This is a genomic window from Streptomyces sp. NPDC037273, assembly GCF_055603625.1.
Map to the genome: position 1 here is coordinate 98,827 of NZ_JBVJVO010000014.1, position 14,118 is coordinate 112,944.

Genomic DNA, 14,118 nt, shown 5'->3' on the forward strand with positions numbered 1-14,118 from the left:
GGCAGACGGGATGGGAGTCGGGGGGTGGGCCGTTGGCTGAGGCGGACGGCCGGGAGCCCGCCGACGGGGAGTGCAGGCCAGTCAGTGCGTCGGCGGCGTGGCGCCATGCATCTCTAGCAGCCGGACCGCCATCTCGCGCCGCGACTGAAACGCCAGGTGATATGGGGTCAGGCCGTCCCTTGAGGGACGCTGCGGATCAGCTCCGTAAGCCAACAGAACGGCAGTGCAAGCCGCTTCCAATGGTCGCTCGTCCTGTACGGACCCGTCCGCCTCACCGTCGATGGCCCTTAGCAGTGGCGTCCAGCCGCTATAGCTGTCGACCTCGTTCGGATCATGGCCAGCATCCAGCAGGCGCGTTAGCTCGGAAAGATCACCGGTCTCGACGGCGAGATGAACGGCCGACATCTCGTAGCGGTCATCGTCTGTCATGTCACGGATCCAAGCAGGTTCTGTCCGCAGGGACGGTGACTCTGTGACGGCCTCGCACTCGTCGGCGTCTTCCTCGTACCAACCTGTTCCTGCGAGCCAGGTCCCGAGCCACTCGGCCAGGCTTCCGGCGTCGACGAACCATGCGTCGGCTCCGTCGTCCGTCATGGCGTTCGGTTCGAAGAGGAGGACCGTGGCGGTCTCGCTGAGGCAGTCCACCGCGGCGTACATCCCGCAGCCCCAGTCGAGGATCGGCAGCACGCCCGCCGGCCAGTACGGCGTCTCCCCCTCAGCTGAGGCGGATCCTTCGGACTGGTACTCGCCCAGCGCCGTACGCCCTGGCCCTACCAGGGGAAGAAGCTGGTAATTCGATGGCTGTCACGCGCGCGATCCGATGTGGGTGTCCGGTGCGGGTGGTGAAGACGTAGCCCGTAGTCGACCACTCCGTACCGGCCGCTTTGTACGTCGCCGAAGTAGTGGGCCGCTCGTCCGAGCAGCCGCACCTCATGAAGTCGTCGCGAAAACGATCACAGGGTGCCGTCGGCCGTGGTCTTCTACAAGGGTGGAAGCCATAATCGCCAGCGCCATCGCCGTCTTGGGCACCCTGCTTGGTTCGGGGATCACCCTGGGAGTCCAACGGCGCACGACGGAGAGAGGCCACCGGTTCACACGGGACGAGAGGCTGCGTCAGGAACGGCTGGACGCATACACGGCCTATGCGGCGGCTTTGATCAACTACCGGCGGTGTCTCGTGCACCTTTGGTTTTGTATGCATGAGCAGCCCCCTCCGGAAGCTGCCGACGCTGTGCAGATCCGGGCATACGACCTCAGGTCCAAGGCCCAGGAGGCTCTGTTCTGGATGCAGATGCTCACCGACGATGAAGAGCTGAGTCGCAAGGCTGAAAGCCTGCTTGCCGAGATCACAGCCGTACACAAAACAGACAACCGGTCGGAGCTGGATCAGCGAAGGACTCACACGCGGGATGGCATTGCTCATCTGGTGAGAGCAGCGAGGCAACACCTCTGAGGCTGACTGCGTGGCGACGCCGACGAACGGCGTCGGGCGCTGCGGATCGGCGACCGTGTGTCCCGTCTATGGATGATGCCGCCATGACAGACGACTCGGTGCGCTCCCTCAGCGAGCTTCATGAAGGTGAAACGGTCCAAGCAACGATCACCAGTCATCAGCCGTGGGGACTCACGGCGAAGCTGAACGGGTACGAACCCGTCGGTGCCTCGTTGGACGTGATTCGCCGAGGCAGTGAACCCGGGGTTCAGCGTCTCACCCGGGAAATGCCTCCGGTGGGAGCGACCGTCGACCTCGTCGTAGGGGAAGTGCGCGCCTGGGACCACAAGCCTTGGGTCTGGGTGGACCTCACGGCACCAAGTTGCTGCGAAGGGTGAACTTGCCCCCCCACGTGCCGGATCGGACCGGAACCGACGGGGGAAGAGCAGGAGCCCAAGGGCAACGAACGGCAGAACGGCCCCCCGTGGCAGTGGGTCACCGGCCACCTTCACGCGCCGTCACAGTCGCAGTAGGGGGCATCCATGCCGATCTTGGCAGTGTGCAGCTCTTCTACAGCGTTCATGGGAATGCGGGCGACCGTGACGCACACGGTTTCTGGGTGCGCCGGTGCTGAGGACGTGACGGCCATGTGCGTCTGGTGGTCAAGGGGCACCGTGGCCAGGACATCGAAGACGTAAGACCCGTCGACTTCCGCGTAGCCATCGGCCCAGATGTGGGCGAGGCCTCCAGTGACCATGCGGAGGTGCCAAAGGGAGGGAACGTCTTGAAGGTGCACGAGCGACAGGCTAGGCCGTCCACCACTCGCGCGGGTTGGTTGGTCATCACGACGGGTTCTGATCGATCCGGCTGAGCGGGGGGCCGAAAGCCGGCCGTGCCGCAGTTGCGGGCGAAATGCGGATGCCGTTTCCCGGATGACGCGTCGGAGGGGCTGCGGAGGGACTTCGCCGGCTATGGCGGTCCTGACTCGGTCTACGGGACGACGTGGCTGACCTGGGCTGAGCTGGCAGCCGCAGAGTGGCGGGAGACGGACGCCTCCGGCACGCGGACCCGTGCGTCGGCCGCTGGGCCTGATACCGACTGGGGACGGGTCTGGAGGGTGATGCGCACCCTCAGCGAGGTCCACGGGGAGGAGAACGTGCGTCTCGTCGTTTGGTTTTTCTGACACAACCCCGGTGCGGGCCGTTTGTGGATCGGGGGTCAGGCGGACGCAGTAGTCGGGGATGCGGGGGTGGGGGGTGGTGGGGAGGGTGGAGGGGTGGTGATGAGGGCTTGGGTGGTGGTGGAGGCGCCGGATCGGCGGGGGCTGCGGCGGGTGACGGTGCATGAGAGGACGGTGGGGAGTGCCTGGTCGCTGCGGGAGTTGAAGAGGGTGTTGCGGAGGCTGGGGTATCCGGCGGATCTGGATCTGGAGGATCCGGCGCGGGTGCACTGGCGGGGTGGGGGGAGTGATGTCTGGCCCGATCGGAGGGGCTGGAGGCGGTGGCTGCTGATCGCGGTGATGATCGTGGGGCTGCTGGTGTCGCTGGGGCTGCACATGGCGATCGGGTGGGCGGACGCGTTGGGGGCGTTGACGTTCGCGCAGCGGTTGGTGGGGGTGTTGTTCCTGCTGGCGGGGGTGGTGGAGGGGATCGCGGTGCCGGCGGTCGTCGATCACTGGGGGCGGCGGCAGGTGCGGGTGTCCGGGGCGTTGGTGCTGCTGGGGGTGCTGGTCACTGCCGCTACGTCGAGCTTGTTGCTTTTCCTGTGGCTGCAGGAGCGGGAGTACATCGCGACGGTGTGGCTGTTTCTCGGGTTGTGGGTGTGGGCGGTGTGGGCGCTGCACGTGCTGATCCGGCAGAAGGTGTGGAGGGGGATTCCGCATCCGCGGAAGTTCGCGGCGGGGATCACGGTGACGGCGGTGCTGACTTCGGTGAGCCTGGGGTATTCGATCCTGTACCAGCCGATCGCGGCGCCCATGCATTTCGTACTGAGGGCGAGTTTCGGGAAACCGCGGACCGATGCCGGTTCGCCGTATCTCCATGTGCCTCTCAAGCTCTATGCGAAGAACACCGGGGGGATTCCGGTCTATCTCGTCCTCGACGACTACACGGTGTTCGGGTACGAGACGGAGTTCGACGCCGAGGGTGAGGGGATCAAGGAGTGGAAGGGGAAGGAGGACGGGGGGTGGTTCAACCCGGAGGCGGAGGCGTACGAGAGCGGGACCGAGGGTGAGATCGTCGCGTCCGGGCAGTTCCAGGGCCCCGGGTCGACGCTGGACTCCGGGGAGGAGTTCACGATGGAGCGGATCGTCACGCTTCCCAAGGACACCACGTACGAGACCCTGGACGCCGTCCTGCAGTTCGTGGTTTTGCGGCAGGACCGGGGGAAGCTCGATGACGAGTTCTATTACGAGAGGCTCTCGTGGGTCGCGGCCGAGGGGCGGTACTACTGCCCGCCCGACGACTGCGGCGAGCATGTGATCTACCACGGGCGGGTGCGGTACAACACGAATCTGATCAATGTGACCCGAAAGCCGCGGTATGTGGCGGCTTTCTGGTCGCCGGAGGAAGATCCCACCGTTTTCATCTCCTCGTTCAATTTCAAGAAGAAGAAGACGAGGGAGTCGATCTATGACATCTATGAGGGGCTTGATCCGAATGAGGTGGACCGGGAGGCCGAACGGTACGGCCTCGGGTGGGTGTCGGCCAATTCGGAGGTGTCGGTGAAGGGGTTGTTGCAGGAGGCCGCGCGGCCCTGAGGGGGCGCCGTCAGCGGCCGCTGAGGCGGTTGGCGAGGGTGGCGATGGGGTCGGTGGTGGCGGTGTGGGCGGTGGCTTCGCGGCGGTCGGCGCCGCGGAAGGCGGCGTACATGGTCTGGACGCCGAGCCAGCGGAGGGGTTCGGGTTCCCACTTGCGGACCTTGTGGTTGACCCAGGGGAGGGTGGTGAGGTCGGTGGGGCCGGACTGGCCCGAGTCCTCGCGGATGAGGTCGCGGAGGGTGCGGGCGGCGAGGTTGGCGGTGGCGACGCCGGAGCCGACGTAGCCGCCGGCCCAGCCGAGGCCGGTGGAGCGGTCGAGGGTGACGGTGGCGCACCAGTCGCGGGGGACGCCGAGGACACCGGACCAGGCGTGGTCGATCCGCACGCCCGCGAGCTGGGGGAAGAAGCGGACGAGGATCTCGCGGAGCGCCTCGATCGTCTGGGGCTGGGTGCGGCCGTCGTTGTCGGTCTTCGAGCCGTAGCGGTAGGGGACGCCGCGGCCACCCAGGGCGATGCGGCCGTCGGCGGTGCGCTGGGCGTACATGTAGGCGTGGGCCATGTCGCCGAGGGTCTCGCCGCCGGCCCAGCCGAGGGAGTCCCACTGGGCGTCGGTGAGGGGCTCGGTGGCGATCATGGAGGAGTTCATCGGGAGCCAGGTGCGGCGCTGGCCGGCCAGGGAGGCGGTGAAGCCCTCGGTGCAGCGCAGCACGTAGGGGGCGCGGACCGTGCCGTACGGGGTGACGGCGTGCTTGGGCCTGATCTCGGTGACGGGCGTGGACTCGTGGATGGTGACGCCGAGTGCCTCGACGGCGGCCGCGAGGCCCTTGACGAGCTTGACGGGGTGCAGGCTCGCGCCGTGCGGGGTCCAGGAGGAGCCGACGGCGCCGGTGACGCGGACGCGCTCGGAGGTCTCGCGGGCGCCGAACAGTTCGCGGTCGGTCTCGCCGAAGGCGGTCTCGGCCTCGTGGAAGGCCTTGAGGCGGACGAGCTGGGCGGGCGAGAGGGCGACTTCGAGGACGCCGCCGCGGTGCTGGTCGGCGTCGATGTTCTCGGCCGCGCAGACGTCGAGGACTTCGGTGACGGTGGCGTTCATGGCCTGCTGGAGGCGGACGGCTGCCTGGTGGCCGTGCAGCCGGGCGTAGCGGTCGCGGCCGGCGATGCCGTTGTAGAGCCAGCCGCCGTTGCGGCCGGAGGCGCCGTACCCGCAGAACTTCGCTTCGAGGACGGTGATGTCGAGGAAGGGCACGGCCTTCTTGAGGTAGTAGGCGGTCCACAGGCCGGTGTATCCGCCGCCCACGATGCAGACGTCGGATGTGGTGTCGCCGGGGAGCGGTTCGCGGGGCGCGGGGGCGCCCTCCTGCGCGTACCAGAACGAAATGCCGCCGTTGACCGTGCTCATGTCTATCCCTCTTCCGGGTCCGTGGGCCGGACGTTACCCGGGGCGTTGGTCCCCTGGATACGGGTCCTTCGGCGGCGTTTCCGAGGGGGTGCCCGGCCTAGGTTCGAGGGGGCAGGACCCGTGCGGATTTCGTTGTTCCGGAAGGACTCTCCCATGCTCGTACGCAGGTCAGGGCGGGCTGTCGCCGCCGTGCTCGTCGCCGGGTCCATCGCCCTTGCGGCGGTGGGGTGTTCGGGCGGAGGCGGCTCGGCGGCGCCCGCCGCGGCGGCGGTCACGGTGGCCCCCGCCGAGCACGCCGAGGTCCTCTCGGGCCTTCCCGCGGCCGTCGAGGGTACGAAGATCGTCGTCGGTGATCCGAAGGCCCCGCACACGGTCACGGTGTACGTGGACCCGCGCTGCAGCTACTGCGCCAAGTTCGAGGGGAGCGCCGGCACCGTCCTCGCCGACGAGGCCGCGGCCGGGAAGGTCCGGGTCGAGTACGTCGTCGCCTCCTTCCTCGACGCCCGTACCGGCGGCACCGCCTCCGCCCGCGCCGCCAACGCCCTGCGCGCCTCGGTGGACGCGGGCCCCGGCAAGTTCGCCGAGTACCAGGCCGCCCTCTTCGCCTCCCAGCCCGCCGGGGAGTCGAAGGACGGCTACTCCGTCGACCACCTGCTCCGCATCGCCGACCAGGTGAAGGGGCTGCGGAGCGCCGCCTTCGACCGCGCCGTACGCGACGACGCCCACCGGGTCTGGGTCGCCGACTCAGAGAAGGCCTTCGAGGCGTCCGGCGTCGGCGGCACCCCCACCGTCCTCGTCGACGGCACCGCCCTGCCGGGCGGCGACGCGCTGTACGACGCGGGGGAATTCTCGAAGGCGCTGCGGGACGCGGGTGTCTAGGGTCGGGGGATGACCTCCGAGAAGCTCGTGTCCGAGGAAATTCGCGTACCCGATGAGCTCGCCGCTTCGCAGGCCAAGTACAACGGCGACGCGGGGAGAGCGTTCGTCGCCGGACTGCCGGGGCAGGCACGGGAGTTCATCGGGCGGTGGGGGCTGCGGGTGACGGGGCCGTCGATGTACGGGGTCGCCTCGCTGGTGCTGCCGGTGGAGAGGGTCGCGGACGGGATGCCGGCGGCGCTGAAGATGCAGCTCCTCGACGAGGAGTCGGAGGGGGAGCCGGACGGTCTGCGGGTGTGGGACGGGGCGGGCTCGGTGCGGCTGCTCGACCATGACGCGGGGACCGGCACGATGCTGCTCGAACGGCTCGACGAGACGCGGCCGTTGTCGTCGGTCGCGGACACGCGCGAGGCGCTGCGGATCGTGGCGGGGCTGCTGGAGCGGCTGGTGGCCGTGCCGGCGCCGGAGGGGATGCGGCGGCTCGGGGACGTCGCGGCCCGGATGCTCGACGAGGTGCCGGGCGCGGTGGCGCGGCTCGGCGCGGCGGACGCGGCGGTGCTGCGGGAGTGCGCGGCGGCGGTACGGGAGGTGGCGGGGGAGCCGGGGGACCGGCTGCTCCACTGGGACCTGCATTTCGGGAACGTGCTGGCGGGCGGGCGGGAGCCGTGGCTGGCGATCGATCCGAAGCCCTTGGCGGGGGATCCGGGGTTCGACTTGTGGCCGGCGCTCGCGGACCGGTTCGATCCCGATCCGGCCGAGGTGCTGTGGCGCTTCGACCTGCTGGCCGAGGTGGTCGGCGACCGGGGGCGCGCGGTGGCGTGGACGCTGGGGCGGGTGCTGCAGAACGGGCTGTGGGACGTCGAGGACGGCGAGGAGGAGCTGGACGCCGAGCAGGTGGCGCTGGCCAGGATCCTGCTGGCGAGGCGGGCGTGAGGCGGGCGTGCGCTGGGGGAGGGCGGCGAGGCGGGCGTGAGGCGGGGGAGGGCGGCCAGGCGGGCGTGAGCCGGGGGAGGGCCGCGAGGCGGGCGTGATCCGGTGAGCCCGGGGCAGGTGGCGAAGGGGGCGGGATCCGGGGCAGGGTGGCGTCATGATCCGTACAGCCACGCCTGCCGACGTCCCTGTCATCTACGCCATGGTCCGCGACCTCGCGGAGTACGAGAAGGCACTCGACGAGGTGCACGCGACCGTGGACCAGATCCGCGAGGCGCTTTTCGGCGAGCACCCGGCGGCCTTCGCACACATCGCGGAGAACGAGTCCGGCGAGGTCGCCGGCTTCGCGCTCTGGTTCCTCAACTTCTCGTCGTGGCGCGGAGTCCACGGCATCTACCTGGAGGACCTGTACGTCCGTCCGGAGATGCGGGGCGGGGGCCACGGCAAGGCGCTGCTGCGGGAACTGGCCCGCATCTGCGTCGACCGGGGCTACGGCCGCCTGGAGTGGTCGGTGCTCAACTGGAACGAGCCGTCCATCGCCTTCTACGAGTCCCTGGGCGCCCGCCCGCAGGACGAGTGGACGGTCTACCGCCTCACGGACGGGGCGCTGGCGGAGCTCGGTGGGGCGGGGGTGTAGGAAGAGGGCATGGATACGGATATCGAGCAGCGCTTCCAGCGCATCACGGCCTTCATCGAGGCGCGGCTGACGCCGCTCTTCGACCCGGCGAACGGGAAGGACCACGGCTTCGGCATGGACGACACCTCGCGTGCCCTGCGTGCCACGCGCTACACGGTGCAGGCCGCGGCGGCCGTCAACGGCCTCGTGGAGAAGCGGGAGACGGCGCCGGAGCTGCGGCAGGTCGTCGACCAGGCGCTTGAGCAGAACTGGGACGTGCTGCGGTCCGTCGCCCGGATGTGGGAGGACCACCCGGACTTCCTGAAGGAGTTCAAGGCGCACTCCTGGGATGTCGTCGGGGTCTGACGGAACGGTCCCCCGGGCCGTGCGCTACGGGACCAGGACCACCTTGCCCGTCGTGCCCCGGTTCTCCAGGGCGCGGTGGGCTCCCGCCGCGTCCGCGAGGGGGAAGCGGTGGACCGCCGGGCGGAGGGTGCCGGTGGCCGCCGCTTCGAGGGCGGCGAGTTCGAGGCCGCGGACGTCGCCGCCGGCCTTCTGGATCATGACGGGGCCGAGGACGGACTTCGAGGTGATGGAGCGGGCGGCGAGTTCCTCGGCCGTGTAGGTGAGCGGTTCGCCGTCGTGGAGACCGGCGCCGGACCAGCCGAAGACGAGGTGCTGCCCGCCCTTGCCGAGCAGGTCGACGGCGGCGCGGCCGGTCTCGCCGCCGACCGAGTCGAACACGACGGTGGCGGTACGGTCCCCCAGGTGGGCGCGGACCTTCTCGGGCCAGTCCGGCAGCGTGTAGTCCACGGCGAGGTCGGCGCCGTTCGCCTCGACGAGCGCGACCTTCGCGGGGCCGCCGGCGAGGCCGATGACGGTGGCGCCGGCGTTCTTCGCGTACTGCACGAGCAGGGTGCCGATGCCGCCCGCCGCCGCAGGCACGATCGCGACCGACTCGGGGCCCAGCCGCGTGAACTGCAGGATGCCGAGCGTCGTGCGGCCGGTGCCGATCATGGCGACGGCCTCCGCGTCGCCGAGGTGGTCGGGCAGCGCGTGCAGCCGGGCGGCGTCGGTGACGGCCAGCTCGGCGTAGCCGCCGGGGTTCATGCCGAGGTGGGCGACGACCCGCTTGCCGAGCCAGGACGGGTCGGTGCCCTCGCCCAGCGCGTCGACCGTGCCGGCGACCTCGCGGCCGGGGACGGTCGGCAGTTCGGCCGGTGCCGGGAACGGCCCCTGGGCGCCCTCACGGAGTGCGGTGTCCAGGAGGTGCACGCCCGCCGCCGTGACCCGGACGCGGACCTGGCCGGGGCCCGGGACCGGGTCGGGGGTCTCCTCGTAGGTGAGGTTCTCGGCGGGGCCGAAGGCGTGGAGGCGGATGGCGTGCATGGCGGGTCCCCTGTCGTGGTGAGCACGCGTCCGCGTGCGGTCGGTCGGGCGGTCGGTGTCGGCCGGCCCTCGCTGACGCGTACAGCCTCCGACCTCAAGCGCGCTTGAGGTCAAGCCGCCGGCCGGGGAGGCCAAGGGTGTCGGGGTAGCCGGTGTGGGTGAAGTGGTCGGCGCGCAGGGCGAGGGACACCGCTTCGACCGCGCTCGTGAACGACACCTCCGACAGCACGCCGGGCGCGGCCACCTGGTCGCCGACCAGGTAGATCCCCTCGCCCCGGTCGACGGCCGGCCGGTCGCGCCAGGTGGTGCCGGGGCGGTCCACCGCTCCCGTACGCCCCTGGGAGACCGAGGCGCGCTGCCACACCGTCCGCTCGCGCCAGCCGGGGAAGCCGAGGTCGAGCAGGCGCTCGGCGTGGGCGACGCCGTCCGCCTTGGCCGCGTCGGGGCCGATCGGGAGCTGGGCCTGGATCAGCTGCTGTCCGGCGGGCGCGAGCGAGGGGTCCTGGGCGGTGAAGCGCTCGACCCAGCCCGGGGCGTCCAGGTCGGAGACGACGAACGGGTCGCCCTTGCGGGTGCGCAGCGCCAGGTCGAAGAGGACCGTACGGCCGCTGTCCCACGTCAGCGACGGGTCGCCGAGGAGCCGGGCGGCGGCCGGCAGCGCGGTCGCCACGATCACGGGCCCGCCGTCGGACGGCAGCGCGTCGACGCGCGCCGACGTCTCGATCCGTACGCCCATCTCCCAGGCCCGGGCGGCCATCCGGCCGATCAGCTCGCCCCACCCGCCCCGGATGTAGTGCGCCTCAGGCGGCACCGACGTCGCCCGGTGCAGCCGCTCCTGCACGAAACGCGCCGACAGCGCGCCCGGGTCGTGGTGGAACAGCGCGACCGCGCTGTACGCGGCCGCCTGACGCGCGGCCCGCTCGCCCGCGACCCCGCTCGCCCAGGTGAGGAAGTCGACGTCCACGGGCGCCTGTTCCGCGTTCCGCCGGGCCAGCCGCAGCATTCCCAGCGGCGGTACGCGGCGCAGCGCCCCGTCCCGGCGCAGCCGGAACCGCAGCGCCTCCGTGGGCGGCAGCGCGGCGAGCGGCCCGAGCAGCCCCCGCTGTTCGAGCCACGTCCAGTGCGGGCCGCCGGCGTACAGGGCGTGCGGACCCTCGTTCGTGCGGTACGGGCCCTCCGCCGTCCGCGCCCGCCCGCCGAGCGTCCGGTGCGCCTCGTACACGGTCACCTTGGTGCCCGCCTCCGCCGCGGTGATCGCCGCCGTCAGCCCCGCGAACCCGCCGCCGATGATCGTCAGCTTCCGCATGCCCGTCTCCCTCGTCCCGCTTCCGGTTCTGCTCTTGTACGCGGGACGAGCGGCGGGGCCGCGTTCGTGACATCGGGGGCGTTGTCAGTGGCGTACATCACCATGGGTCCATGGCGATCGCACGAAAGAAGCAGCCGGCGGCGGCACGACGCCCGGAGATCCGGCTCCCTCCCCTGGAGCCGTACGAAGGCGGCCTCGACCCCGACGGCGACTACGACGGCCTGGAACTGACCGCTCTCGACCTCACCGCCCAGTCCGGGGAAGGCGCCCGCTTCCTCGACTGCGCCCTCCGCGACTGTGCCCTCGACGAGGCGCGTCTCTCCCGCGCCCGCTTCCTGGACTCCGTCCTGACGGGTGTCCGGGGCGTCGGCACCGACCTCTCCGGCGCGCAGCTCCGTGACGTGGAGCTCGTCGACGCGCGGCTCGGCGGGGTGCAGCTGCACGGCGCGGTCCTCGAGCGCGTCGTCGTGCGCGGCGGCAAGATCGACTACCTCAACCTGCGGTCCGCCAAGCTGAAGGACGTCGTCTTCGAGGACTGCGTCCTCAGCGAGCCGGACTTCGGCGGCGCCGTCCTCGAACGCGTCGCCTTCGTCGGCTGCGCCCTCACCGGCGCCGACTTCTCCGCCGCGCGGCTGAGAGACGTCGACCTCCGCTCCGCCGCCCCCCTCCACATCACCCGCGGCCTCGACTCCCTCTCCGGCGCGGTCATCTCCCCGGCCCAGCTCCTCGACCTGGCGCCGGTCTTCGCGGCGCACCTGGGGGTGCGGGTGGAGGGGTGAAACCCGGGCGGGGCCGCGTCGCGAGGGCTACGGCAGGCGGGGGAAGCGGGCCTGGAGGGACCAGATCGCGGGGTTGTCGCCGAGGCCCTCGTGCATGTCGGTGAGGTCGGCGACGAGGTCGTGCAGGAAGTCGCGGGCCTCGCGGCGGAGCGCGGCGTGGTTGAAGGTGACGGGCGGCTCGTCGCCCGGCATCCAGTCGGCCTCCACGTCCACCCAGCCGAAGCGCCGCTCGAACAGCATCCGGTCGGAGGACTCGGTGAAGTCCAGCTCGGCGTACTGCGGCTGCGACGCCCGGTTTCCGCGCGGGTCCTGGTCGAGCTGTTCGACGATGTCGCACAGCGCCCACGCGAAGTCGAGCACCGGCACCCATCCCCAGGCTGTGGACACCTCCCGGTCCGCCTCCGTGTCCGCGAGGTACACGTCCCCGCAGAACAGGTCGTGGCGCAGCGCGTGGACGTCCGCCCGCCGGTAGTCGGTCTGCGGAGGGTCGGGGAAGCGACGCGAGAGGGAGTAGCCGATGTCGAGCACGGACCGATGGTGTCACGGCGACGGGGCGGGCTCGTACGGGAGGCGCCCGGTCAGGGGACCAGGGCGGCCTCGTACGCCAGGATCACGAGGTGGACGCGGTCGCGGGCCGAGAGTTTGGTGAAGAGCCGGGCGACGTGGGCCTTGGCGGTGGCCGGGGTGATGTGGAGGTCGCGGGCGATCTCGCCGTTGGAGAGGCCGCGGGCGACGAGGGTGAGGACTTCGCGTTCGCGGTCGGTGATGGTGGGGAGCGGGAGCGGGGCCTTCCGGGCCGGGGCCTCCCGGGACGCGAAGTCCGCGATGAGGCGGCGGGTGATCGCGGGGGCGAGGAGGGCGTCGCCGGAGGCGATGACGCGGATGGCCGTGAGGATGTCGTCGAGGGCCGTGTCCTTGACGAGGAAGCCGCCGGCGCCCGAGCGCAGGGCGCCGTAGACGTACTCGTCGTCGTCGAAGGTGGTCAGGACGAGGACGCGGGGGGCCTCGGGGCTCCCGGTGATGACGCGGGTGGCCTCGATGCCGTCCATGCCGGGCATCCGGACGTCCATCACCACCACGTCCGGCTCCAGCTCGCGGGCGAGGGCGACCGCCTCCTTGCCGTCGCCCGCTTCGGCGACGACCTCGATGTCGGGGGTGTCGGCCATCAGGACGCGGAGCCCGGCCCGTACCAGCGGCTGGTCGTCGACGAGAAGGACACGGATGCGCGGGCTCACGGGGTGCGGGGGCCTTTCGGGTCGTCGGTGCGGAGCGGGACCGGGAGCGGTGTCGGCAGCGGGAGCGGGAGCAGCGCGGTGACGTGGAAGCCGCCACCCGGGCGCGGCCCGGCGGTGAGGGTGCCGCCGAGGAGTGCGGCGCGCTCGCGCATGCCGACGAGCCCGTAGCCGGCGGCCGGGGCCGTGGCGGCCGTGCCGGTCGCGGGGCCGGTGGTGGGGGTGCCGGGGCCGTCGTCGGTGACCTCGACGAGGAGGGTGTCGGTGCGGCGCTCGACGGTGACGCGGCAGGCCGGGGTGGAGGCGTGGCGGACGACGTTGGTGAGGGACTCCTGGACGATGCGGTAGGCGGCGAGGTCGATGTCGGGCGGGAGGGCGGTGGCGGGGTCGCCGAGGCGGCGGAGCTCGACGCGGACGCCCGCGTCGGCCGTCGTGGCGGCGAGCCGGTCCAGGTCGGCGAGGCCGGGGGCCGGGTCGCGGGGTGCGGGGCGGCCGCCGTCGGCGGCGCCGCGCAGTGCGCCGAGGGTGCGGCGGAGGCCCGCGAGGGTCTCGCGGCTGGTGGTCTCGATGGTCGCGAGGGCGTTGCGGGCCTCGGCGGGCTGGGTGTCGATGACGCGACGGCCGACGCCCGCCTGGATGGCGATGACGCCGATGCTGTGCGCGATGACGTCGTGCAGCTCGCGGGCGATCCTGAGCCGTTCGGCCGCGACCGCCTCGGCCGTGGTCGCGGCCCGCAACTCGGCGGTGTGCAGGCGCCGTTCGCGGACGGACCGGCCGAGGAGTCCCGCCGTCAGGACGGCGAGCGCGAGGGCGACCGCCGTGCTGACGAAGACGTCCTGCCCTGAGGTCGTGTACGTCGCCGCCGCGATCTGCACGGCCAGCGCGCCGAGCGCCGTCGGCAGCAGGACCTTCAGGGGGCGCGAGGCCGCGATCCGGCCGACGAGCGCGTCCGCCGCGAGCACCGGCAGGTACAGCAGCACGGCGTCCGGCCGCGTCGTCGCCGCCGCGAACACCGCTGCCAGCAGCAGCCCGAGCGCGGCGAGCGGGTTGCGGCGCGCGAGGGGCAGCGTGAGGCCCACGGCGGCGGCCGTGAGGAACAGCCGCAGCTCGGTGGAGCGGTACGGGCCGGTCCGCGTGGCGCTCAGGAAGAGGAAGGGCTGAGCGACGGCCGCGCCCCAGGCGAGCACCGCCGGCACCCGCCCGCCGAACGGGCGGCCGGCGGCGAGACGGTCGCCGGACGGGCCGTCGGTGCCGGGAAGGTCGCCTGACGGGCCGTCGGTGGTCGGGGTGGCGGGCATGGTCCCGATCGTAGGCGGGGGCGTACGGCTCGGCATCGGGGGGGGGGGGGGGGGGGGGGGGGGAAACACCGAACGCCCCCCGTCTGCGTCGGGTCGTATGCGG

General features: G+C 71.8%; 15 protein-coding genes. 7 read left to right on the plus strand and 8 right to left on the minus strand.

The window, feature by feature from the left end; genetic code table 11:
• Positions 1-81 precede the first annotated feature (81 nt).
• Positions 82-687 carry an ankyrin repeat domain-containing protein gene (locus tag ACZ7G1_RS30175; RefSeq protein ID WP_470878759.1) on the minus strand — a complete coding sequence of 202 codons (606 nt, stop codon included), beginning with the start codon at positions 685-687 and terminating at the stop codon, positions 82-84.
• Between the two features lie 301 nt (positions 688-988).
• Here ACZ7G1_RS30175 and ACZ7G1_RS30180 point away from each other — a divergent pair, with 301 nt between their 5' ends.
• The gene (locus ACZ7G1_RS30180) at positions 989-1,453 is read left to right on the plus strand and encodes a hypothetical protein (RefSeq protein WP_470878760.1); all 465 of its coding nucleotides are present in this window, start codon (positions 989-991) and stop codon (positions 1,451-1,453) included.
• 487 nt (positions 1,454-1,940) lie between these two features.
• Here the strand turns inward: ACZ7G1_RS30180 and ACZ7G1_RS30185 are convergent, their stop codons facing one another.
• Positions 1,941-2,228, minus strand: coding sequence for a hypothetical protein (locus ACZ7G1_RS30185; RefSeq protein WP_470878761.1), 288 nt, complete (start codon positions 2,226-2,228; stop codon positions 1,941-1,943).
• A 480-nt stretch (positions 2,229-2,708) separates the two neighbouring features.
• Between ACZ7G1_RS30185 and ACZ7G1_RS30190 the strand changes: the two genes are divergently transcribed.
• Positions 2,709-4,190: a hypothetical protein gene (locus ACZ7G1_RS30190; RefSeq protein ID WP_470878763.1), complete on the plus strand. Its 1,482-nt coding sequence runs from the start codon at positions 2,709-2,711 to the stop codon at positions 4,188-4,190.
• Positions 4,191-4,200: 10 nt separating this feature from the next.
• Here the strand turns inward: ACZ7G1_RS30190 and ACZ7G1_RS30195 are convergent, their stop codons facing one another.
• Entirely contained in the window at positions 4,201-5,589 is a 1,389-nt protein-coding gene (locus tag ACZ7G1_RS30195) for an NAD(P)/FAD-dependent oxidoreductase (protein WP_470878765.1), read from the minus strand.
• Between the two features lie 153 nt (positions 5,590-5,742).
• On the opposite strand from ACZ7G1_RS30195, the gene ACZ7G1_RS30200 reads away from it, so the two are divergent.
• The 4 genes from ACZ7G1_RS30200 to ACZ7G1_RS30215 all read left to right on the plus strand — a co-directional run bounded on the left by ACZ7G1_RS30200 (position 5,743) and on the right by ACZ7G1_RS30215 (position 8,377).
• Positions 5,743-6,468 carry a DsbA family protein gene (locus ACZ7G1_RS30200; protein WP_470878767.1) on the plus strand — a complete coding sequence of 242 codons (726 nt, stop codon included), beginning with the start codon at positions 5,743-5,745 and terminating at the stop codon, positions 6,466-6,468.
• A gap of 9 nt (positions 6,469-6,477) precedes the next feature.
• Positions 6,478-7,398: an aminoglycoside phosphotransferase family protein gene (locus ACZ7G1_RS30205; RefSeq protein ID WP_470878769.1), complete on the plus strand. Its 921-nt coding sequence runs from the start codon at positions 6,478-6,480 to the stop codon at positions 7,396-7,398.
• A 154-nt stretch (positions 7,399-7,552) separates the two neighbouring features.
• Positions 7,553-8,032, plus strand: coding sequence for a GNAT family N-acetyltransferase (locus tag ACZ7G1_RS30210; RefSeq protein ID WP_470878771.1), 480 nt, complete (start codon positions 7,553-7,555; stop codon positions 8,030-8,032).
• A gap of 9 nt (positions 8,033-8,041) precedes the next feature.
• On the plus strand, positions 8,042-8,377 hold the full coding sequence (locus tag ACZ7G1_RS30215) for a hypothetical protein (protein ID WP_470878773.1): 336 nt from the start codon (positions 8,042-8,044) through the stop codon (positions 8,375-8,377).
• A gap of 24 nt (positions 8,378-8,401) precedes the next feature.
• Here ACZ7G1_RS30215 and ACZ7G1_RS30220 read toward each other — a convergent pair whose 3' ends face one another.
• Both ACZ7G1_RS30220 and ACZ7G1_RS30225 read right to left on the minus strand, forming a co-directional pair.
• Complete coding sequence (locus ACZ7G1_RS30220) at positions 8,402-9,400, minus strand: zinc-binding dehydrogenase (protein WP_470878775.1); 999 nt, start codon at positions 9,398-9,400, stop codon at positions 8,402-8,404.
• Between the two features lie 94 nt (positions 9,401-9,494).
• Complete coding sequence (locus tag ACZ7G1_RS30225; RefSeq protein ID WP_470878776.1) at positions 9,495-10,706, minus strand: phytoene desaturase family protein; 1,212 nt, start codon at positions 10,704-10,706, stop codon at positions 9,495-9,497.
• 110 nt (positions 10,707-10,816) lie between these two features.
• Here ACZ7G1_RS30225 and ACZ7G1_RS30230 point away from each other — a divergent pair, with 110 nt between their 5' ends.
• Positions 10,817-11,485, plus strand: a complete 669-nt coding sequence (locus ACZ7G1_RS30230; protein WP_470878778.1) for a pentapeptide repeat-containing protein — start codon at positions 10,817-10,819, stop codon at positions 11,483-11,485.
• A gap of 27 nt (positions 11,486-11,512) precedes the next feature.
• On the opposite strand, the gene ACZ7G1_RS30235 is transcribed toward ACZ7G1_RS30230, so the two are convergent.
• Genes ACZ7G1_RS30235 through ACZ7G1_RS30245 form a run of 3 tightly spaced genes read right to left on the minus strand, consistent with a single transcriptional unit; the run spans position 11,513 to position 14,015 of the window.
• A complete protein-coding gene (locus ACZ7G1_RS30235; protein ID WP_470878780.1) occupies positions 11,513-12,013 on the minus strand; it encodes a hypothetical protein in 501 nt (166 codons plus the stop codon).
• 50 nt (positions 12,014-12,063) lie between these two features.
• Positions 12,064-12,720, minus strand: coding sequence for a response regulator (locus tag ACZ7G1_RS30240; RefSeq protein ID WP_470878781.1), 657 nt, complete (start codon positions 12,718-12,720; stop codon positions 12,064-12,066).
• Positions 12,717-14,015, minus strand: coding sequence for a sensor histidine kinase (locus ACZ7G1_RS30245; RefSeq protein ID WP_470878783.1), 1,299 nt, complete (start codon positions 14,013-14,015; stop codon positions 12,717-12,719). Before ACZ7G1_RS30245 ends, ACZ7G1_RS30240 begins: the two co-directional genes overlap by 4 nt.
• Between the last annotated feature and the right edge of the window lie 103 nt (positions 14,016-14,118).

Coding starts and splice junctions, on each gene's coding strand:
- ACZ7G1_RS30220 (WP_470878775.1), bottom strand. CDS start 9,400: ATGCACGCCATCCGCCTCCACGCCTTCGGCCCCGCCGAGAACCTCACC.
- ACZ7G1_RS30205 (WP_470878769.1), top strand. CDS start 6,478: ATGACCTCCGAGAAGCTCGTGTCCGAGGAAATTCGCGTACCCGATGAG.
- ACZ7G1_RS30225 (WP_470878776.1), bottom strand. CDS start 10,706: ATGCGGAAGCTGACGATCATCGGCGGCGGGTTCGCGGGGCTGACGGCG.
- ACZ7G1_RS30215 (WP_470878773.1), top strand. CDS start 8,042: ATGGATACGGATATCGAGCAGCGCTTCCAGCGCATCACGGCCTTCATC.
- ACZ7G1_RS30245 (WP_470878783.1), bottom strand. CDS start 14,015: ATGCCCGCCACCCCGACCACCGACGGCCCGTCAGGCGACCTTCCCGGC.
- ACZ7G1_RS30210 (WP_470878771.1), top strand. CDS start 7,553: ATGATCCGTACAGCCACGCCTGCCGACGTCCCTGTCATCTACGCCATG.
- ACZ7G1_RS30200 (WP_470878767.1), top strand. CDS start 5,743: ATGCTCGTACGCAGGTCAGGGCGGGCTGTCGCCGCCGTGCTCGTCGCC.
- ACZ7G1_RS30195 (WP_470878765.1), bottom strand. CDS start 5,589: ATGAGCACGGTCAACGGCGGCATTTCGTTCTGGTACGCGCAGGAGGGC.
- ACZ7G1_RS30230 (WP_470878778.1), top strand. CDS start 10,817: ATGGCGATCGCACGAAAGAAGCAGCCGGCGGCGGCACGACGCCCGGAG.